Here is an 18,410-nt window from a genome sequence, read left to right as displayed (position 1 = left end):
CCCGCCGAGTCGCCGCCCCGCATGTCCGCCGTTTCCTCCGAGATTCCCGCCGCGCCCCTGTTGCACCCGCTCGTCGTCGGCGACGCGCGGCGTCCGCTGGCCTTCGCCAGCGGCGAGCAGATCGACCTGGCCACCTTCCTCGGCCACGTGCGCGGCCTGGCCGCGGCGTTGCCGGCCGGCCGGCATGCGCTGAACCTGTGCGAGGACCGCTACCGCTTCATGGTCGCGTTCTGCGCGGTGGCGCTGCGCGGGCAGACCTCGCTGCTGCCGTCCTCGCGCGCGCCGGCGGTGGTGGCCGAGGTGCAGCGCACCCATGCCGACTGCTACTGCCTGGGCGACCTGGCGCTGGCCGAGCCGCCGCCGCGCTACTGGCAGTTGCCGGACGTGCTGCCGTCGCTGGACGGACCGATGCCGCAGCTGGCCGACGACGCCCTGGTGGCGATCGGCTTCACCTCCGGCAGCACCGGCGCGCCCAAGCCCAATCCCAAGACCTGGGGCAGCTTCCTCACCAGCACCCGCCAGGACCTGCTGGCGCTGGTCGGGCTGTGGCCGGAGACGGCTGTGCCGCAGGTGGTGGCCACGGTGCCGCCGCAGCACATGTACGGCATGGAGTTGTCGATCCTGCTGCCGCTTGTGACGCCGCTGGCGGTGCACGCCGGGCGCCCGTTCTTCCCGGAGGACGTGGCGCGCGCATTGGCGCAACTGCCGGCGCCGCGGCTGCTGGTGACCACGCCGGTGCATCTGCGCGCGCTGGTCGAATCCGGCGTCGCCCTGCCGCCGCTGGCCGGCATCGTCTCGGCCACTGCGCCGCTGGCGCAGGAACTGGCCGCCGCCGCCGAGGCGCGCTTCGGCGGCGAGGTGCGCGAGATGTTCGGCTCCACCGAGACCTGCGTGTTCGCCAGCCGCCGCACCGCCTGCGAAGTGCCGTGGACGCCGCTGCCGGGCGTGCGCGTGGCGCCGCAGCCGGACGGCACCCTGGTGCACGCGCCGCATCTGCCGCAGCCGGTGCTGCTGGCCGACCTGATGGAAGTGGACGCCGATGGCCGTTTCCAGGTGCGCGGCCGCCAGGCCGACCTGCTGGAAATCGCCGGCAAGCGCGCCTCCCTGGCCGACCTCACCCGGCGCCTGCTGGCCGTGCCGGGCGTGGTCGACGGCGCGATGCTGCAACTGGATCCGGAACCGGGCCAGGCGGTGGGCCGCATCGCCGCGGTGGTGGTGGCGCCGACCCTGGACGAGGCCGCGATCCTGGCCGCGCTGCGCCGCGAATTGGACCCGGTGTTCCTGCCGCGCCGGCTGCGCCTGCTCGACGCCTTGCCGCGCAACGAGACCGGCAAGCTGCCGCGCGATCGCATGCTGGCGCTGTTGGCGGCGGGTCGCGAGGACTGAGGGCAGCACGCGCCGCCACCGGCGGCGCATGAGCACTGGCGTTCTGCCATCGCCGCGGCTTGATCGCGACGGTTGCACTCTGACAACGCGGTGCTGCCGCCGCTCAGCGGGATACGTCGCACCTTCCCGTCGTAGGAGCGGCTTCAGCCGCGACGGGCTTTCCCGGTAGAGCCCGTCGCGGCTGAAGCCGCTCCTACGACACCATGGGACGTAGCGCGCGCCGCAGCGCTGCCTCAGCCATGCACGCCGTCGATCTCCACCGCCAGTTCGTCGCGGCAGATCACCGCGTGCAGCAGCAGGCGCGGCACGCGCTCGCCGAAACGGGCATCCAATGCGTCGGCGACCAGAGGCAGGTCGCCGGGCTCGCGCACGTAGACCTTCAGGCGAGTGCCGTCGCCGAACTGCGGCGGCAGGTCCGGGGCGTGTTCGCGGGCGGCCGCCAGCAGGGCGTCGAAGTTGGCGAAGGTCTCTTCCAGCTGCGCCAGCAATTGGCCCTGGTGCATGGAGGCGTGGCCGACCACGCTGGCGGTGCCGGACAGCAGCAGCGGCATGTCGCTGCCGGCCGGCGGCAGCATGGCGCGGGCGAAGCTGGGCGGCTGCGGGCCGTACTGGCGCGGGTAGCGGTAGGCGCTGACCTGGCGCGGGTTCTCCAGCGGGGTGCCGGCCTGCGCGGCGGCCAGCCAGTAGATCTGCATCACCCGCGCGTCGTCGCAGCGGCCGACCGCGGTCGCCGCGGGCAACTGGGTGGCGTCGAAATCGCCCAGCCCGCGCGCGCGACCGACGCAGAAGCGCCGGTAGCGTTCGCGGTCGCCGCTGCCCAGGGTGATCGCGTCGAGGTAGTTCCAGATGCGCAGCAGGCGCGGCGTGGCGCTGCCGGCGACGAAGGCGCTGATCTGCGCGTAGGCGAGCGCGGCGGCTTCCTCGATGTCCAGGTCGACCTGGCGTTCGTCGATCTCGATGACGCCGAACTGCAGGCGGCCGTCGCTGGCCCAGGCGATGGCGCCGTCGCGGCCGCTGTGTACCGGGGCGTCGGTGCGCCACACCTCGAGCATGCGCGGGCCGTGCGGCTGCAGCGGCACGCGCAGGTAGCGCGGGTCCTCGTGGTAGGGCGCGGTCTCGCCGAAACCGAACACCGCCAGCACGTGGTCCTCGCCCAGCAACTGGCCGGGATCGGTCTCGGCGACGTAGTCCACCTGCAACTGCGGATGGCCCTGCGTGTGGTGCGGAAACTGCAGGTGCGGGCGGCTCATGGGGTATCTCCGTGCAAGGTGTCGCCGTGGAACTGTTCGCGGGCCTGGCGGCGGCGGTGGCGCCAGGCGCGCCACGCCCGCGGCAGCATCGCCACCGCGGACAGCGCATAGATGGCGCGGAACACGCGCAGGCGGCGCAGCACCGCACGGTTGTCGAAGACGTCGCCGGCGAGCATCGCCACCACCGCCTGTTCCACCTGCAGCACGTTGCGCGGCTGCGCGAACAGCTCGCGCATGGTCGGCGAGGTGAAGCGGTAGATGAACCACTTGAACTCGTCCAGGCCGCCGCGCAGGTGCCGCTCCAGGCGCCGCTGCAGCCGCGCCTCGCGGGCCGGCTCGCGCAGCGCCGCGTCGACCACAGCCGCGCCGCGCTCGGCGCTGTGCATGGCCAGGTACACGCCGGAAGAGAACATCGGGTCGACGAAGGCGTAGGCGTCGCCGAGCATCAGCCAGCGCGGGCCGCTCATGCGCGTGCATTCGTAGGCGTAGTTGCCGGTGGCATGCACCGGCGCCACGCGCTGCGCGCCGGCCATGCGCTCGACCACGTCGGGGTTCAGCGCCAGGGTGCGCAGCAGGAAGGTCTCGCTGTCGCAGCCCTGGCGGGTCTTCATGTAGTGCGGGTCGCACACCGCGCCCACGCTCATCACGTCGTCGGGCAGCGGGATCAGCCACATCCAGCCGTGCGCGTGGCGGTAGATGCTGATGTTGCCGGCGTCCTCGCCCGGGCGCCGCGCCACGCCGCGGAAATGGCTGAACAGCGCCGCCGACTGGTGCCGCGGGTTGGCGCGCTTGAGCTTGAGCTTGTTGCCGAGGAAGGTGTCGCGGCCGCTGGCGTCGATCAGGTAGCGCGGCCGGTAGTGGCGTACGCCATCGGCGCTGCGCGCCTGCACCGCCGGCGCGTCGCCGTCCAGCTGCACCGCCTCGACGCGGACGCCTTCGTGCACGTCGGCGCCGACCGCGCGCGCCTGCGCGAACAGCACCCGGTCGAAGTCGGCACGCGGCACCTGCAGCGCGAAATCGGACTGCGCGCCCAGCGCGTGCGCGAAGCGGAAGGTGTTGTAGCCGCCGGCGTCGTTGGGGAAGTCGGCGCCGAGCTTGAGCACGCCGATCGCCCGCACCTGGTCGAGCACGCCCAGCCGCTGCAGGATCGGCATGTTCATCGGCAGCAGCGATTCGCCGATGTGGAAGCGCGGGTGGTGGTCCTTTTCCAGCACGGTCACCCGCCAGCCGCGTTGCGCCAGGACGATCGCCGCCGCGCAGCCGGCCGGCCCCCCGCCGATCACCAGCACGTCGGGCGTTTCCGCCTCGATGGCGCTTGCGGTGGGAGGAGGGGAAGCAACAGCGGGGGACGTCATCCTAAGGGAACCTGCGGGCGCAACGGCGGGGCGAAACGGCATGATAGCGTGCCGTTCGCGGGCCGATGGTTGCGCCGCAGCGCCCGATGCACCATCTTGTCGCACCCGTCCTTTCGCCTGGAAGCCCCTGGATGTCTTCGCAAACCGCCGCCGAACGTGAACTGGCCGAGCTGCTGGTCGAGAGCCTGAACCTGGAAGACGTCCAGCCCGGCGACATCGATCCGGAGGCGCCGCTGTTCAATACCGGCCTGGGGCTGGACTCGATCGACGCCCTGGAACTGGCGCTGGCGATCAGCAAGCGCTACGGCTTCCAGCTGCGCTCGGACAACGACGAGAACCGCCGCATCTTCGCCTCGCTGCGCGCGCTGTCGGCGCATGTCGAAGCCAACAAGACCAGCTGAGCCGGCCGACGCCGCGCCCTGGGCGCTGGCCCTGGGCGTGCTGCTGGCGCTGGCCTATTCGCCGCTGGCGCACTGGGCCAATGCCGCGCACCGCCCGGACCTGGCGGTGCTGGCCGGGGCGGCGCTGGTGCTGATGGTGCTGGTGGAACCGATGGCGCGCTGGCGGCCCTGGGCCTGGGCGCTGGCCATCGCCGCGACGGTGGCGCTGGTGCCGCTGTGGCGCTCGCCGCACGCCCTGCTGCTGCTGGCCGCCCCACCGGTGCTGTTCACCGCCTGGGTGGCCTGGTTCTTCGGGCGCAGCCTGCAGCGTGGGCGCACGCCGCTGATCACCCGCATCGTCGAGGCCCTGTACCGCCAGGCCGGCATGCCGATCACCCCGGAGCAGTTGCGCTACACCCGCCGCCTGACCCTGGCCTGGACCCTGCTGCTGGTCGGGCTGACCCTGCTCAACCTGGTGCTGGCGTTGTGCGCCCAGCCCAGCGGGGTGCTGGCGCAGCTGGGCCTGGCCGCGCCGCTGCCGATCAGCGACGCGCGCGCCTCGCTGTTCGCCAACCTGCTGGGTTACGGTGTCATCGGCGGCTTCTTCGTCGGCGAGTATCTGCTGCGCGGGCGCTGGTTTCCGCAGCGTCCCTACCGTAATCTGCCCGACTTCCTGCACCAGCTGGCGCGGCTGGGGCCGGTTTTTTGGCGCGATCTGTTGCGCTGACGCGCGCAGTGCAGGGGACGCAAGGTCGTGCAGATCATCAAGGAAAACACCAAGTTGCCGCAGGCAGGGATGCCCTCGCGCATGGCCTGGGCCGTGTGGAACACCCTGCAGCTGCTGTTCACCCTGGCGTTCACCGCGCTGGGCATCGTCGTTGCGCTGGTCCTGCTATGGCTGACCGGGCCACGCCTGCCGCTGCGCATGGGGGCGCGGTTCTGGGCGCCGGTGCTGCTGTTCGGCGCCGGGGCGCGGCTGCAGGTGGAGGGCCAGGAGCGGGTGGACTGGTCGCGCAACCACCTGTTCGTCAGCAACCACCAGTCGATCATCGACATCTGCGCGCTGTTCATGGCGCTGCCGGTGCCGCTGCGCTTCCTGCTCAAGGACGAGATGCTGAAGGTGCCGTTCGTGAACTGGTATGCGCGCGCGACCGGCATGCTGTTCCTGGACCGCGACAGCCGCCGCGCCGGGGCGATGATGCGGCGCGAGGCGGCGGCGCTGCTGCGCCGTGGCGAGGACCTGTGCCTGTTCCCGGAAGGCACCCGCAGCCGCAGCGGCGCGCTGGCCGAGTTCAAGGCCGGGCTGCTGCAGGCGGCGATCGACGCAGGGGTGGACGTGGTGCCCGTGGCGCTGGACGGGGCGGGCAAGGTGTTGCCGCCGACCAGCCTGTTCCGGGTCCGGCCCGGCGTCATCCGGGTGCGGATCGGCACGCCGATCCGGGTGAACGGCGAGGACGGCCCGCTGAATCGCCAGGAAGTCACCCAGCGCGCACACCAGGCCGTCCGTGCCATGCTCGAACCCAGGATATGAGTCGCCCGTATGCACTTCGTCGTCCCGCATGATCATCCCAGCCTGCCCGGTCACTTCCCCGGACGCCCGGTCGTGCCCGGCGTCGTGGTGCTGGACCACGTGCTGCAGGCCGTCGAGGCGGCGCACGGCGCGCGCGCGCCGCTGCGCCTGCCGCAGGTGAAGTTCGTGCAGCCGCTGTTTCCCGGGCAGCCGGCGTGGGTGGAACTGGACGGTGCCGCACCGCGCTGGCGCTTCCGCGTGCTGCGCGGCGAGGACCTGCTGGTCAGCGGCGAACTGAACGCCGAGGCGGCGCCGTGAGCGCCGGCTGGAAGCACCGCCCGGAAGGCGGCGGCCGTTTCGCCCTGTGGCTGATCCGCAGCATCGCCCGCTATGGCGGCCGCGCCGTCGGGCGCCTGCTGCTGTATCCGATCACCCTGTATTTCCTGCTGGTGCGCGGCCCGGAGCGGCGCGATTCGCGGCACTACCTCAGCCGCGTGTTCGACCGCCCGGCCACGCTGCTGGAGGTGGCCCGGCACATCCACACCTTCGCCTCGACCATCCTCGACCGGGTGTTCATGCTGTGCGGGCAGATGCATCGGTTCCGGGTGCAGATCCGCGGCCTGGACCAGTTGCACGCGCAGATGGACCGCGGCCGCGGCGTGCTGATCTTCGGCTCGCACCTGGGCAGCTTCGACGCGCTGCGGGTGCTGGCCACCGAACGTCCGGACGTGCAGGTCAAGGTGGTGCTGGACAAGGCGCACAACCCGGCGATGACCGAACTGCTGGGCGCGCTGAATCCGCAGCTGGCCGCCAACATCATCGATGCCGGCATGGACAGCACCTCGATCGTCATGGCGATCAAGCAGGCCACCGACGAGGGCGCGCTGGTCGCGCTGCTGGTGGACCGGCCGCGCCCGGAGGATCCGGCGCTGCCGGCTGCGTTCATCGGCCAGGGCGCGCTGTTCCCGACCTCGCCGTGGCTGATCGCCGCCGCGCTCAAGGTGCCGGTGGTGCTGGCGTTCGGCCTGTATCGCGGCGGCAACCGCTACGAGCTGGTGTTCGAGACCTTCAGCGAAGGCCTGGACCTGCCGCGCCGGCAGCGCGCGCCGGTGCTGGCGGCGCTCATCCGCGATTACGCCGCCAGGCTGGAGCATTACACCCGCTCCGCGCCCTACAACTGGTTCAACTTCTACGACTTCTGGAACAACCGCCATGCCGATGCGCCGCACCTTGCCGTGGATGCTGATACTGCTGTGCAGCGCCGCACCGCTGTGCGCCGCATCGCCTGAGGCGCCGGACGCCGACTGGATCCTGCAGAAGCTGGCGCGGCCGGCGCCGGTCAGCACCGCCTTCGTCGAGCTGCGCGGCTCGGCGCTGCTGAAGACGCCGCTGCGCGTGCAGGGCGAGTACCGCCGCCCGGACGCGCAGACTCTGGTGCGCGAGGTCACCGCGCCGTACCACGAGACCACCACCCTGCGCGGCGGCGAGGCCACGCTGGAGCGCGACGGCAAGCCGCCGCGGCGCTTCTCGCTGGCGCGCGTGCCGGAACTGGCCGGCCTGCAGAGCGGCTTCGGCGCGCTGCTGTCCGGCGACCGCGCGCTGCTGCAGCAGCAGTTCAGCGTCAGCAGCAGCGGCACCCGGGAGCGCTGGCAACTGCAGTTGCAACCCAAGGATCCGGCCATGGCCGCGCACGTGCGCAGCCTGCGCCTGTACGGCCGCGGCGCCGAACTGCGTTGCATCGAGACCACCCCGACCAAGGGCGACGTCCAGCGCACCCTGCTGGCCGGCGCCGCGCAGGCTGCCGGCACCCTTGCCGACGGGGCCGCGCTGACCGCGCTGTGCCACGGCGACGCGGCGTGATCTCCGCACGCGTTGAGCGGGACCGGCAGCGCACTGCCGGCCTGACGGCTGCGCGTGCGCTTGCCGATTGCGCGGCGCAGGCAGACGTGGGGACATCGCGATGACACGTGCCCTCAGCTCGAAGATGCGCATCTCGCTGGCCCTGTTGTGGCTGGCGCTGCTGACCGTGGCCGGGATCTGGCTGGGCAATGCGCTGCAGGTGTCGGGCGATCTGCGCAAGTTCATGCCGGAAGCGCGCACCCCCGCGCAAAAACTGCTGCTCGACGAACTCGGCGAAGGCCCCGGCTCGCGGCTGCTGCTGATGTCGCTGTCCGGGGCCGATGCGGCCACGCTGGCGCGCCAGTCGCAGGCGCTGCATGCGGAACTTGCCGCCCAGCACGACGTATTCGAGCTGGTCGCCAACGGCGCCGATGCCGGCCTGGACGCGATCCCGCAGCGCCTGCTGCCGTACCGCTACCTGCTCAGCGACAGCTTCGACGCCAGGCCGCTGGATGTGCCGACCCTGCGCGATGCGCTGCAGGCGCGGCTGCAGGACCTGGGCTCGCCGGCGGCGGCGATGGTGGAGCCGCTGCTGCCGCGCGATCCGACCCTGGAAGTGCTGCACCTGGCCGAGCGCCTGCAGCCGGCCGGCGGCCCGCAGCAGCGCGACGGGGTCTGGTTCGACCGCGCCGGCAAGGATGCGCTGCTGGTGGCGCAGACCCGCGCCGCCGGCTTCGACCCCACCGGCCAGCAGCGCGCGGTGGACGCCATCCACGCCGCCTTCGCCAAGGTCAGCGCCGGCACCAGCAGCAAGCTGACCCTGACCGGCCCGGGCGCGTTCTCGGTGGAGATCGGCGGGCGTACCCAGAACGAGGCGCAGTGGATCGGCACCCTGGATACGGTGGGGCTGATCGTGCTGCTGCTGGTGGCCTACCGCAGTTGGAAGATCCCGGTGCTGGGCGTGCTGCCGCTGGCCAGCGCCGGCCTGGCCGGGCTGGGTGCAGTGGCGCTGCTGTTCGACGGCGTGCACGGCATCACCGTGGCGTTCGGCTTCACCCTGATCGGCGTGGTCCAGGATTACCCGATCCACTTGTTCAGTCATCAACGCCCGGGCCTGGATCCGCGCGAGAACGCACGTCATCTGTGGCCGACCCTGGCCACCGGCGTGGTCTCCACCTGCATCGCCTACGTCACCTTCCTGTTCTCCGGCGTGGACGGCCTGCGCCAGTTGGCGGTGTTCACCATCGCCGGGCTGCTGGTGGCGGCGCTGACCACGCGCCTGCTGCTGCCGGCGCTGATCGATCCCTCGCCGCGCGACCATGCCGATTCGCCGATGCTGGAGCGGCTGTGGCGCGGCATCGCGCGGCTGCCGCGGCCGCGCTGGTCGCTGCTGCCGCTGGCCCTGCTGGCGGCCGCGGTCATCGTGTTCGCGCCGGGCCCGTTCTGGCAGAACGACCTGTCCAAGCTGACCCCGGTGCCGGCCGACGGCCTGGCCCGCGACGCGCACCTGCGCCAGGAACTGGGCGCGCCCGACGTGCGCTACGTGCTGGCCCTGCCGGCCGCCTCGGCCGAGGCCGCGCTGGCCGCCTCCGAACGCCTGCGCCCGCGCCTGGACACGCTGGTGGCGCAGGGCGAACTGGCCGGTTACGACATGGCCGCGCGCTACCTGCCCAGCGCCGCCACCCAGCGCCGGCGCCAGGCCGCCTTGCCCGATCCGGCGCAGGCGCAGGCGATCACCGCTGCCGCGGTCGCCGCCACGCCGTTCCGCGCCGACGCCTTCGCGCCGTTCCTGGCCGACCTGCAGGTCGCGCGCACCGCGCCGCTGCTGACCGCGCGCGACCTGCACGGCACGCCGCTGGCCACCCCCGTCGGCGGCCTGCTGCTGGAACGCCCGGACCGTGCCACCGCGCTGGTGTCGCTGACCGGGCTGCGCGATCCGGCGCAGCTGGCGCGCGCGGTGCAGGGCAGCGGTGCGCAGCTGCTGGACCTGAAGGACGCGTCCGAGTCGCTGGTGGCCGCCTATCGTGGCCGCGTGCTCGCCGCGCTGGGCGTGGCCGCGGTGCTGCTGGCGCTGACCGTGGCGATCGCCCTGCGCACGCCGCGGCGGATCGTGCGCGTGCTGCTGCCGATGGCGCTGACCACGCTGCTGATCCTGGCGATCCTGCGCGGCTGCGGGGTCGAACTGAACCTGTTCCACCTGATCGCGCTGATCCTGGCCGCCGGCCTGGGCCTGGACTACGCGCTGTTCTTCGACCACGCCGGCGACGACCGCGCCGACCAGTTGCGCACCTTGCATGCGCTGATCGTGTGCAGCCTGATGACCCTGCTGGTGTTCGCGTTGCTGGCCGCCTCCAGCATCCCGGTGCTGCGCGCGATCGGCAGCACGGTGGCGCTGGGCGTGCTGTTCAATTTCGTGCTGGCGCTGCTGATTTCGCGCGAGACCGCCAGCGAAGCCCAGGAGAGCCGTCATGCACACTGAGCCATTGCACGGACGCGACGCCATCGCCGCACTGGTGCCGCACCAGGGCCTGATGTGCCTGTGGGAAGAGGTGGTGGCCTGGGACGCGCAGCGCGTGGTGTTGCGCAGTCTCGCCCATCGCCAAGTCGAGCATCCGCTGCGCAGCGGCGGACGCCTGCACGCGCTGCACCTGTGCGAATACGGCGCGCAGGCGATGGCGGTGCACGGCGGATTGCTCGGGCGTGCCGCCGGCACGCCGGTGCGGCCGGGCATGCTGGTGGCGCTGCGCGGGGTGCAGTTGCACGTCAGCGAGCTGCAGGACCTGGCCGGGCCGATCGAAGGCGAGGCCGAGGTGCTGCTGCAGGCCGACGACAGCCAGCAGTACGCCTTCCGCCTCAGCCATGCCGGGCAACTGCTGGCCGAGGGCCGCGCCACGGTGGTGCTGCGCGCGGCATGACAGCGTCGGCGGCCACTGCCCTGCAGCCGCAACGAACGCAGCCCGCCTTGGAAGGCGTCGGGACTGAAGTCCCTCCCACAATGCACCCGGACAACGCAATGCAACTTCCTGTATCCGCATCGTGCATGGCGGGGCAACTGCTGGGCGAGCGTCGCGCCACGGTGGCGATGCGCGCGGCCTAGCGGCTCGACCGGCCTGTGCAGGAGCTGCTTCAGGGCATCTCGAATCACCTGCGTTCGTCGCACTCGAGGCCGGATCCAGGCTGAGCGGCTGCGCGCGCACGTTGACCGGCACGTCGCGCAGCGGTTCGGTGGTGGCGCTGGAGGCACTGTTGAGATTCTGTCCCGTAGGAGCGGCTTCAGCCGCGACGAGGCGTTCCCGGTAAAGCCCGTCGCGGCTGAAGCCGCTCCTACGACCTTTGCTGTCGTAATAAGAGGCGCCTTTCCGTCGCGACACGTCTTCCCGGGACGTCGTCGGGGCTGAGGCCTTGCCTACGAGGGCGCGGATGAACCGTTAGGATGACGGCCCATCCCATTGCGACCGAGGAGTTTCGATGTCTGCATCCCCCGCACCGCGCCGTGCCCTGGTCACCGGCGGCAGCGGCGATCTCGGTGGCGCGATCTGCCGCGCCCTGGCCGCGCAGGGCCTGCACGTGATCGTGCACGCCAACGCCAACGTCGCGCGGGCGGCGGCAGTGGTAGAGGCGATCGTCGCCGCCGGCGGCAGCGCCGAGGCGGTGGCGTTCGACGTGGCCGACCCCGATGCCAGCGCGCAGGCGCTGGCGACGTTGCTGGAGGCCGGCCCGATCCAGGTGCTGGTCAACAACGCCGGCATCCACGACGACGCGCCGATGGCGGGCATGAGCGCGGCGCAGTGGCACAAGGTCATCGACGTCTCGCTGCACGGCTTCTTCCACGTCACCCAGCCGCTGCTGCTGCCGATGGCGCGCACGCGGTGGGGGCGCATCGTCAGCGTGTCCTCGGTGGCGGCGGTGCTGGGCAACCGCGGGCAGACCAACTATGCCGCGGCCAAGGCCGCGCTGCATGGCGCCAGCATCTCGCTGGCACGGGAAATGGCCAGCCGCGGGATCAGCGTCAACGTGGTGGCGCCCGGGGTGATCCAGGGCGCGATGGCCGAGAGCGCATTCCCGCCGGAGGCGATCAAGCAGATGGTCCCCGCCGGACGCCCGGGCAAGCCGGAGGAAGTGGCCGCGCTGGTCGCCTTCCTGTGCTCGGACGCGGCCGCCTACATCAACGGCCAGGTCATCGGCATCAACGGCGGCATGGGCTGACCGCACAGACGAGGACGCGAGCGTCGCGCCGCCACGCAGGCGGCGCAACCGCGGCCCGCGCTCAGCGGCAGACGAAGCTGGACGCCGCCTCCACGTCGCCGCCGACGTAGCGCGCCACCTGCGGATACGGGCACAGCGGCCGGCTGCGCTGGCTGCTCCAGCTGGCCGGCACCTCGGCGTTGGGCGCGGCGCTGCCGTTGCCGCGTGCGTTGGCGACGATCGCGGCCGGCGCCTGGCCCTGTTCGACCCAGGCCACCAGCGGGGTCAGCGCATCGAACTGGTCGGTGGCCGGTCCGCCGGCGCAATGGGCCATGGCCGGCACCGCGAACAGGCGCGCGTAGCTGGCGGCGTCGGCATCGGCCGTGCGCAGGCGGTCGTACCAGGCCGCGGTGTCGGCGAAGGAGAAGATGCCGTCGCCGGTGCCGTGGTAGATCAGCAACTTGCCGCCGCGCGCCTTCAGCGTGGACAGCTGGGTCTCGTTCGGCGGGGTCATGTACGACCAGGCGGATTCGCGGAAGGCACCGGCCGTGGCGAAGATCTTCGGCGCGTCGCGGTCCATGTCGAACTGCAGCGCATAGCGCTTCAGGTCCTGCAGCACCGCCGGATCCTCCGGCGGGGTGACGAAGCCGAAGGCCACCGATCCGGGCACCAGGGTCAGCGAGGCATCCTGCCGCCAGCCGGCCCAGTCGCCGCTGGCGATGCCCGGGTCGTAGGGGAAGGGCGCGTACAGCGGCGTGCCGGCGCTGTTGCGCACGCCGGCGTGGATGGCGCCGAGCGCGCGTTTCTGCGCCGGGGTCAGGCATTGGCCGGTGCGCCCGGCGCTGCCGCAGGTGGCGACATCGCGGTTCAGGTCGAAGCGGCGCTGGCAGGCGAGCACGTCCTGCACCATGCCGTCGCGCACGCCGTCCAGCGCATCGCAGGTGGCGACGATGCGCTCGGCCACCAGGCTGCGCTCGGCCGCGGTCAGGCCGCTGCGCGTGTCGTTGCCGCCGGCCAGCGCCGCCAGTTGCTGGGCCGCGGCCAGGTCGGCGATCGCCGCCTTGGGCAGGTGGAACCCCGGATCGCCGACCAGGATGCCGTCGTAGTCCTGCGCGTCGCGCGCGGCGGCGACCATGCCGTGGCGGCCGCCGTTGGAGCAGCCGCCGAAGTAGCTGTAGTCCGGCGCCTTGCCGTAGGCGATCTGCACCACGCGCTTGGCCATCGGAGTCAGCGCCTGCACCGCTTGGTAGCCGTAGTCCAGCCGCGCCTGCGGATCGCGGCCGAACAGCGGGTTCTGCGCGTTGCTGTGCCCGGCATCGGAACTGATGATCGCAAAACCCATGCGCAGCGGGTTGTCGCGCTGGCCGCCGCCGCCGATGTCGCCAAGTGCGGGCACGACATTGCCGTCCATGCCGCCGTTGGCCTGGTAGAAGAAGCGCCCGTTCCATGCCGCCGGCAGGCGCATCTCGAAGCCGATCGCGTAGGACTGGCCGTCGGTGCCGACGCGTTCGTGCATCAGGCCGGTGACCTGGCAGTGCGCGCCGATCGGCTGGCCGGCGACCTGCAGGGTGCCGGCGGCCACGCTGCGCACCGCGGTGAAGCGGGTGCCGGGATAGGCGAGCCGGCTCGCCAGCGCGTCGCACGACTGTTGCAGCGGTGCCGGGGTGGCCGGCGCGCGCGGGGCCGCCTGCGCGTGGGCGGTGGACGTGGCGGCAAGAGCGGCCAGGGGCAGGGCCAATGCGAGCAGCGTGGAGCGCATGCAGTTCTCCTGGGGGACGCGCCGGGCGCGGCGGGCCTGTGTCGCGCCGGTGGCGCCGGGGCGTCAACCTTCGCGCGTGCGAAAACACGAATGCGTGGGCGATATTCGCCCCGTGTGACGTGTGCCGCGCAATGGAGGCGCCCGCTGGGCATGCGGCAGCGGCGGGCGGAGCGCGTGTTGTTGCAGGGCGGCATGGCCCTGCGCGTGGATCAGGCGGCGCGCGCGTACCAGGCGGGCGACAGCACCGGCAGCGGCGTCGCCGCCTCGCGGCAGGCGTCCAGCAGGCCGTGGTCGGCCAGCGTGGGATGCTGCTGGCGGGCACGCGCCAGGATTTCCCCGGCCAGTTCCGCCATGCGCGCGACGTTGCCGTGCAGGCGGGCGACGAACGCGGCGTCGTCCAGCCGGTCGTTCAGCGCGCGATTGAGTTCGTGGAACCAGCCGATCAGGTACTGGTCCAGCAGGCGCCCGTCGGCCACCGTCGCGGCCTGCGCGCGGTTGGCCGCGCCCCAGTCGCGCAGCAGCGCCTGCATGCCCAGGTTGAGCGTGCTGGCCTGCTGCAGCGCCGGGCGCAGCCGGCCCAGCACCGCCAGGTCGGCGATGCGGTCGGTGCAGTACAGCGGCGCCAGCAGCGACCAATAGTAGGTGTAGTCCCAGATCACCTTGACCGGCATCACCTGGGCGTCGCCGAACAGCGGGTACTGGTCCTGGTAGAGGGTCAGGGTGTTCTCGTAGAACGAGAAGTACAGCTGCTGGTACAGCTCGGCATACGGCGCGATGTCGCGCCCAGCGCGCTCGCGCCCGATCAGTTCGCAGATGTAGGTGTTGCTGATGGCGATGAAGTCGCTGCCCGGGGAATAGAACGGGTCCAGGAACACCCCGGCCTCGCCGGTCAGCGCCCAGCGCTGCGCCGAGAACACCTGCTTGCAGCCGTAGGAGAAGTCGCGCAGGAACAGGAAGTCCTGCACCGTGTGCTCGCTGCGCTCCAGCGTGCTGGCCACCTGCGGCTGGTGGGCGCGCAGCCAGTCCATCGCCTTGGCGTGGGTGTTCATGGTCTCCAGCGGATGCAGGGCGGCATCGCAAACGATGCCCAGCGAATGCGCGCCAGAGGACAGCGGGATCAGCCAGAACCAGTAGCCGGGGCCGCACATGTGGTTGGTCGAGCGCCAGCGGTCCGGCGGCGTGCAGCGCTGCAGCCAGGCGCTGTCCTGCGACCAGCCGTTGGGATCGACCAGTCCGTCCACCCGCCACCACACCGCGTTGGCCTGGTGCGCGTTGTCCTGGGCCAGGCCGAGCTTGCGCTTGAGCAGGCCGGCGCGGCCGCTGGCGTCGATCACCCAGCGCGCTTGCAGGTGGGCGTCGACGCCGTCGCGGCTGTAGCGCACGCAGTGCTCGCCGTCGTCCTCGGCCAGGTCGACGCCGCGCACCGTGCTGCCATCGAGGAATTCCACGCCCAGGTCACGCGCGCGCTGCCCGAGGAAGTTCTCGAAGCGGCCTCGGTCGATCTGCCACGACGGCGTGGGCAGCAACTGGCTCACGCCCAGTTCGGTGCACTGGTCGATGTCCGCGCGCCCGTCGGAGAAGAAGAAACGGAAGCCGAACTTGCGGATCTGCTCGGCATCCAGGTGCTCGCGCAGGCCCAGCACCTCGGCGAAGTAGTGCGCGCCGATCTCCACAGAGGACTCGCCGACCTTGAACGCGGCCTCGCGCACCGGGTGCGCGCGCCGTTCCAGCACGCGGATGCGCAGCTGCGGGTCGCGCTGGCGCAACTGCAGCGCCAGGGTCAGTCCGGCCAGTCCGCCGCCCAGAATCGCCACATCCGCATGCGCTGTGCTCATGTCGTCTTTTCCTTGCCGACGGCCAGGGGTGCCGTGTCGAGGGTGCCGTCGGCGTCGTCGATCAGCACCGGGTTGGCGCGGGTGCGTCGGTACTCGCGTACCACGTGCCCATAGGTCCACACCTGCACGATCACGTGCGAGGTGATCTTCCACAGATCGCGCACCAGCCGGAAGTGGCTCTTGCGGAACGTGCCGGGGGTCTGGTTGGCGTAGCGGGTCTCGATCGGCACCGCCACCACCCGCGCGCCGGCCTGGCGCGCCGCGGAGATCAGCAGTTGCGCCTCGAACACGAAGCCTTCGCCGGGTACGTCGGGCAGGGTGTAGACCGACTGCGGATACAGGCGCTGGCCGCTCTGGCTGTCGACCAGGCGGAAGCCGCAGCCCCAGGCGATGCCCCAGTCGCCGAAATCGTTGCCGATGCGGCGGATCGGCGGCTGGCTGGCGCGCTTGCGCAGGCGCGCGCCGACGATCACGCAGCCGGGATGGCGATTGGCCGCGGCCAGCAGCCGCGGGAAATCGGCGGCGCTGTGCTGGCCGTCGCCGTCCATGGTCATCACCGCGCGCGCGCCCTGGCGCTGCGCCTCGGCGAAGCCGCTGCGCAGGGCCGCCCCCTTGCCGCGGCGCTGCGGGTGGCGCAGCAGGGTCACCGGCAGGTCGGCGATGCAGTCGCTGGTGCCGTCGTCGGAGCCGTCGTCGACTACGATCACCCGCGGGCAGTGCGCCAGCGCGGCGCTGACCACCTCGCGGATGCGCAGCCGTTCGTTCAGGGCCGGAATCAGGATCGCGGCGTCGGCGGCGGTCAGCGGCGTGCGGCTCATGCGCGCAGCTCCACCTGCAGGCAGCGGCCGCCGCCGGCGTCGAGCACGCAAGCAGTACCGCCCAGCGCCAGCGCGTCGAACAGCGGCAGCATCGGCGCCATCGCATTGCCCGCGGCGTGCCGCGCCAGCGCGCCATCGCCGGCCGGGGCGGTGCCGTCGTGCAACTGCGCGTGGAGCTGCGGCTTGCCGTCGCGCGTGCCCGCGCTCAGCACCAGCGCGCCGCCGAGCAGGCCTTCGCTGCGCGCGATGCGGCCCAGCGCGCCGACCGAGCGGCTGTCGTAGCCGACCAGCAGCACCGCCTCCTCACCCGCGGCCAGTTGCGACAGCGCTTCCAGCAGGCCCTGCGCGAAGCTGCCCGAGTGCGCGCTGATCGCGGTCGCCGCGGCGGTGGCGCCGGCGCCGATGGTCCAGTAGCCGGCGGCGGCGTTGTGCACCGAGTTGTGGAACTTGGTCGGCGAGACCGACAGCGGTTCGCTGGCCAGCGTGGTGCACATGTAGTCGGTGATCGCCAGGTCGCCGTGGGTGGAGGTGAACACCGACGGCAGCGTGGCCGGGTCGCGGCCGGCGTCCTGGCAGGCGGCCAGCGCCGCGTCCAGCGACACCGCCACGGTGTCCGGCGCGCGGCGGCGTTCGTTGGGCGCCAGCAACTGCGGCGACGGCCGTGCCGGCGTCTCCTGCAGCGCGCCTTCGCCGCGCGCGAACGCCTGCGCCAGCGTCCACGACGGCAGCCCGGGCGCCCAGAAACCGATGCCTTCGATCGTCGCGCTCAGCATCGGCATGTTCATGCGCGGCCGAACAGCAGCGAGCAGTTGTTGCCGCCGAAGCCGAAGGAGTTGTTCATCGCGTAGCGGACCTGTGCATGGGCGGTGGCGAAGCGGATCTGCGGGCCGCAGGCGGGATCGGGCAGTTCGCTGTTGAGGGTGCCGGGCAGCAGGCCGTCGCGCAGCGCCAGCAGGGCGAACACCGACTCGACGATGCCGGCGGCGCCGAGGGTGTGCCCGGTCCAGGCCTTGGTCGAACTGGCGTGCAGGGTCGGCGGGAACAGCGCCGCCACCGCGGCGGCCTCGACGCTGTCGTTGGCCGGGGTCGCGGTGCCGTGCAGGTTCAGATACCCGACCTCGGCCGGATCCACCCCGGCGCGTTGCAGCGCACCGCGCATCGCCAGGCCGGCGCCCAGCCCCTGCGGATGCGGCGCGGACATGTGGTGGGCATCGCTGGATTCGCCGTAGCCGCACAGCAGCGCCTGCGCCGGCGGCGCGTCGGCGGCATCGGCGCGTTCCAGCAGCGCGTAGCCGCCGGCCTCGCCCAGCGACAGCCCGACCCGGCGCACGTCGAACGGCCGGCACGGCTCCGGCGACACCACCTGCAGCGAGTTGAAGCCGAACAGCACGCTGCCGCACAGCGTGTCCACCCCGCCGACCAGCGCCGCATCGACCACGCCGGCGGCGATCAGCCGCGCCGCCTGGGCGAACACCTTGGCGCTGGACGAGCAGGCGGTGGCGACGGTGATGCACGGGCCGCGCAGGCCGGTGGCGGCGCGCACGAAGTCGCCGAGCGAATGCGGGGTGTGCACGATCGGCCGGTCCAGGTCGGCGGGCAGCCGCGGGCCGTCCGCATCGTGATCGAGCCGGGTGTAGGCCTCCTCGCTGGCGCCGATGCTGGAGGTGGAAGTGCCCATCACCACCGCCACCCGGTCGGCGCCATGCCGCTGCGCCGCGGCGGCGACCGCGTCGGCCATGCCGTCCTGCTGCAGCGCCAGCCAGGCCAAGCGATTGTTGCGGCATTCCCACGCGGCCAGGGCGTCCGGCAGCGCGGCGGTTTCCAGGTCATCCACCCGGCCGATCCAGCATTCCAGCGGTTGCGGACCGAAATCGTTGCGACGCAGGCCGCTGCGGCCCTCGCGCAGCGCCGCGGCCTGGGCCTGCAGTCCGCTGCCGAGCGCATTGGTCGCGGTGTAGGCACGGATGGCCACGGGAGCCATGCGGGGCGACGAGGACGCTTCGGTCACGCGGTATTCCATACAAGGACAATTACCGCAGTATATCGACGCATTCGGTCATGCCGTGAAACGCCAACGACGCGAACGTGAATGG

Annotated in this window: 17 protein-coding genes; 10 read left to right on the top strand and 7 right to left on the bottom strand. The window is 72.2% G+C overall.

The genetic code is table 11. The annotated features are described in order from the left end of the window. Window positions 1–21 precede the first annotated feature (21 nt). Window positions 22–1,386 carry an AMP-binding protein gene (locus FHR56_RS17425; RefSeq protein WP_160946957.1) on the top strand — a complete coding sequence of 455 codons (1,365 nt, stop codon included), beginning with the start codon at window positions 22–24 and terminating at the stop codon, window positions 1,384–1,386. 233 nt (window positions 1,387–1,619) lie between these two features. Here the strand turns inward: FHR56_RS17425 and FHR56_RS17420 are convergent, their stop codons facing one another. Continuing rightward, window positions 1,620–2,636 (bottom strand): pteridine-dependent deoxygenase, encoded by a 1,017-nt coding sequence (locus FHR56_RS17420; protein ID WP_160946958.1) that lies wholly within the window; start codon window positions 2,634–2,636, stop codon window positions 1,620–1,622. Next, entirely contained in the window at window positions 2,633–3,991 is a 1,359-nt protein-coding gene (locus FHR56_RS17415; protein ID WP_202406951.1) for an NAD(P)/FAD-dependent oxidoreductase, read from the bottom strand. Before FHR56_RS17415 ends, FHR56_RS17420 begins: the two co-directional genes overlap by 4 nt. A 131-nt stretch (window positions 3,992–4,122) precedes the next feature. Between FHR56_RS17415 and xanC the strand changes: the two genes are divergently transcribed. The 9 genes from xanC (at window position 4,123) to fabG (ending at window position 11,926) form a co-directional block, all read left to right on the top strand. Next, complete coding sequence (gene xanC / locus FHR56_RS17410) at window positions 4,123–4,392, top strand: xanthomonadin biosynthesis acyl carrier protein XanC (RefSeq protein ID WP_003470209.1); 270 nt, start codon at window positions 4,123–4,125, stop codon at window positions 4,390–4,392. Then, the gene (locus tag FHR56_RS17405; protein WP_160946959.1) at window positions 4,367–5,098 is read left to right on the top strand and encodes a ketosynthase; all 732 of its coding nucleotides are present in this window, start codon (window positions 4,367–4,369) and stop codon (window positions 5,096–5,098) included. The genes xanC and FHR56_RS17405 overlap by 26 nt, the downstream gene beginning before the upstream one ends. A gap of 54 nt (window positions 5,099–5,152) precedes the next feature. Beyond that, complete coding sequence (locus FHR56_RS17400) at window positions 5,153–5,902, top strand: lysophospholipid acyltransferase family protein (protein ID WP_184502810.1); 750 nt, start codon at window positions 5,153–5,155, stop codon at window positions 5,900–5,902. 9 nt (window positions 5,903–5,911) lie between these two features. Further along, complete coding sequence (locus FHR56_RS17395; protein ID WP_160946960.1) at window positions 5,912–6,199, top strand: hypothetical protein; 288 nt, start codon at window positions 5,912–5,914, stop codon at window positions 6,197–6,199. Then, window positions 6,196–7,170 carry an acyltransferase gene (locus FHR56_RS17390; protein ID WP_160946961.1) on the top strand — a complete coding sequence of 325 codons (975 nt, stop codon included), beginning with the start codon at window positions 6,196–6,198 and terminating at the stop codon, window positions 7,168–7,170. The genes FHR56_RS17395 and FHR56_RS17390 overlap by 4 nt, the downstream gene beginning before the upstream one ends. Then, window positions 7,094–7,741, top strand: a complete 648-nt coding sequence (locus FHR56_RS17385) for a LolA-related protein (RefSeq protein WP_304951774.1) — start codon at window positions 7,094–7,096, stop codon at window positions 7,739–7,741. Before FHR56_RS17390 ends, FHR56_RS17385 begins: the two co-directional genes overlap by 77 nt. 100 nt (window positions 7,742–7,841) lie before the next feature. Further along, window positions 7,842–10,199 (top strand): MMPL family transporter, encoded by a 2,358-nt coding sequence (locus FHR56_RS17380; RefSeq protein ID WP_160946962.1) that lies wholly within the window; start codon window positions 7,842–7,844, stop codon window positions 10,197–10,199. Between the two features lie 4 nt (window positions 10,200–10,203). Beyond that, window positions 10,204–10,635, top strand: coding sequence for a phosphotransferase (locus FHR56_RS17375; RefSeq protein WP_160947018.1), 432 nt, complete (start codon window positions 10,204–10,206; stop codon window positions 10,633–10,635). A 553-nt stretch (window positions 10,636–11,188) separates the two neighbouring features. After that, window positions 11,189–11,926 carry a 3-oxoacyl-ACP reductase FabG gene (fabG, locus tag FHR56_RS17370; protein ID WP_160946963.1) on the top strand — a complete coding sequence of 246 codons (738 nt, stop codon included), beginning with the start codon at window positions 11,189–11,191 and terminating at the stop codon, window positions 11,924–11,926. A gap of 61 nt (window positions 11,927–11,987) precedes the next feature. Here the strand turns inward: fabG and FHR56_RS17365 are convergent, their stop codons facing one another. From FHR56_RS17365 to FHR56_RS17345, 5 genes are all read right to left on the bottom strand, one after another. Then, the gene (locus FHR56_RS17365; protein ID WP_160946964.1) at window positions 11,988–13,664 is read right to left on the bottom strand and encodes a tannase/feruloyl esterase family alpha/beta hydrolase; all 1,677 of its coding nucleotides are present in this window, start codon (window positions 13,662–13,664) and stop codon (window positions 11,988–11,990) included. Between the two features lie 209 nt (window positions 13,665–13,873). Continuing rightward, the gene (locus FHR56_RS17360; RefSeq protein WP_160946965.1) at window positions 13,874–15,499 is read right to left on the bottom strand and encodes a tryptophan 7-halogenase; all 1,626 of its coding nucleotides are present in this window, start codon (window positions 15,497–15,499) and stop codon (window positions 13,874–13,876) included. Beyond that, entirely contained in the window at window positions 15,496–16,317 is an 822-nt protein-coding gene (locus FHR56_RS17355; protein WP_160946966.1) for a glycosyltransferase family 2 protein, read from the bottom strand. Before FHR56_RS17355 ends, FHR56_RS17360 begins: the two co-directional genes overlap by 4 nt. Next, complete coding sequence (locus FHR56_RS17350) at window positions 16,314–17,090, bottom strand: beta-ketoacyl synthase chain length factor (protein WP_160947019.1); 777 nt, start codon at window positions 17,088–17,090, stop codon at window positions 16,314–16,316. The genes FHR56_RS17355 and FHR56_RS17350 overlap by 4 nt, the downstream gene beginning before the upstream one ends. A gap of 8 nt (window positions 17,091–17,098) precedes the next feature. Next, entirely contained in the window at window positions 17,099–18,298 is a 1,200-nt protein-coding gene (locus FHR56_RS17345; protein WP_160946967.1) for a beta-ketoacyl-[acyl-carrier-protein] synthase family protein, read from the bottom strand. Between the last annotated feature and the right edge of the window lie 112 nt (window positions 18,299–18,410).

This window comes from Xanthomonas sp. F10, assembly GCF_014206815.1.
In the GTDB taxonomy this organism is placed as follows: Bacteria; Pseudomonadota; Gammaproteobacteria; order Xanthomonadales; family Xanthomonadaceae; genus Xanthomonas_A; species Xanthomonas_A indica.
This window is presented reverse-complemented; position numbering and strand designations above follow the sequence as displayed.

What these genes read in the sequence shown, in the direction of transcription:
- FHR56_RS17395 (WP_160946960.1), top strand. Translation starts at nt 5,912, where the DNA reads ATGCACTTCGTCGTCCCGCATGATCATCCCAGCCTGCCCGGTCACTTC.
- FHR56_RS17360 (WP_160946965.1), bottom strand. Translation starts at nt 15,499, where the DNA reads ATGAGCACAGCGCATGCGGATGTGGCGATTCTGGGCGGCGGACTGGCC.
- FHR56_RS17365 (WP_160946964.1), bottom strand. Translation starts at nt 13,664, where the DNA reads ATGCGCTCCACGCTGCTCGCATTGGCCCTGCCCCTGGCCGCTCTTGCC.
- FHR56_RS17425 (WP_160946957.1), top strand. Translation starts at nt 22, where the DNA reads ATGTCCGCCGTTTCCTCCGAGATTCCCGCCGCGCCCCTGTTGCACCCG.
- FHR56_RS17420 (WP_160946958.1), bottom strand. Translation starts at nt 2,636, where the DNA reads ATGAGCCGCCCGCACCTGCAGTTTCCGCACCACACGCAGGGCCATCCG.
- FHR56_RS17405 (WP_160946959.1), top strand. Translation starts at nt 4,367, where the DNA reads ATGTCGAAGCCAACAAGACCAGCTGAGCCGGCCGACGCCGCGCCCTGG.
- FHR56_RS17385 (WP_304951774.1), top strand. Translation starts at nt 7,094, where the DNA reads ATGCCGATGCGCCGCACCTTGCCGTGGATGCTGATACTGCTGTGCAGC.
- FHR56_RS17355 (WP_160946966.1), bottom strand. Translation starts at nt 16,317, where the DNA reads ATGAGCCGCACGCCGCTGACCGCCGCCGACGCCGCGATCCTGATTCCG.
- FHR56_RS17345 (WP_160946967.1), bottom strand. Translation starts at nt 18,298, where the DNA reads ATGGCTCCCGTGGCCATCCGTGCCTACACCGCGACCAATGCGCTCGGC.
- FHR56_RS17415 (WP_202406951.1), bottom strand. Translation starts at nt 3,991, where the DNA reads ATGACGTCCCCCGCTGTTGCTTCCCCTCCTCCCACCGCAAGCGCCATC.
- FHR56_RS17380 (WP_160946962.1), top strand. Translation starts at nt 7,842, where the DNA reads ATGACACGTGCCCTCAGCTCGAAGATGCGCATCTCGCTGGCCCTGTTG.
- xanC (WP_003470209.1), top strand. Translation starts at nt 4,123, where the DNA reads ATGTCTTCGCAAACCGCCGCCGAACGTGAACTGGCCGAGCTGCTGGTC.
- FHR56_RS17350 (WP_160947019.1), bottom strand. Translation starts at nt 17,090, where the DNA reads ATGCTGAGCGCGACGATCGAAGGCATCGGTTTCTGGGCGCCCGGGCTG.
- fabG (WP_160946963.1), top strand. Translation starts at nt 11,189, where the DNA reads ATGTCTGCATCCCCCGCACCGCGCCGTGCCCTGGTCACCGGCGGCAGC.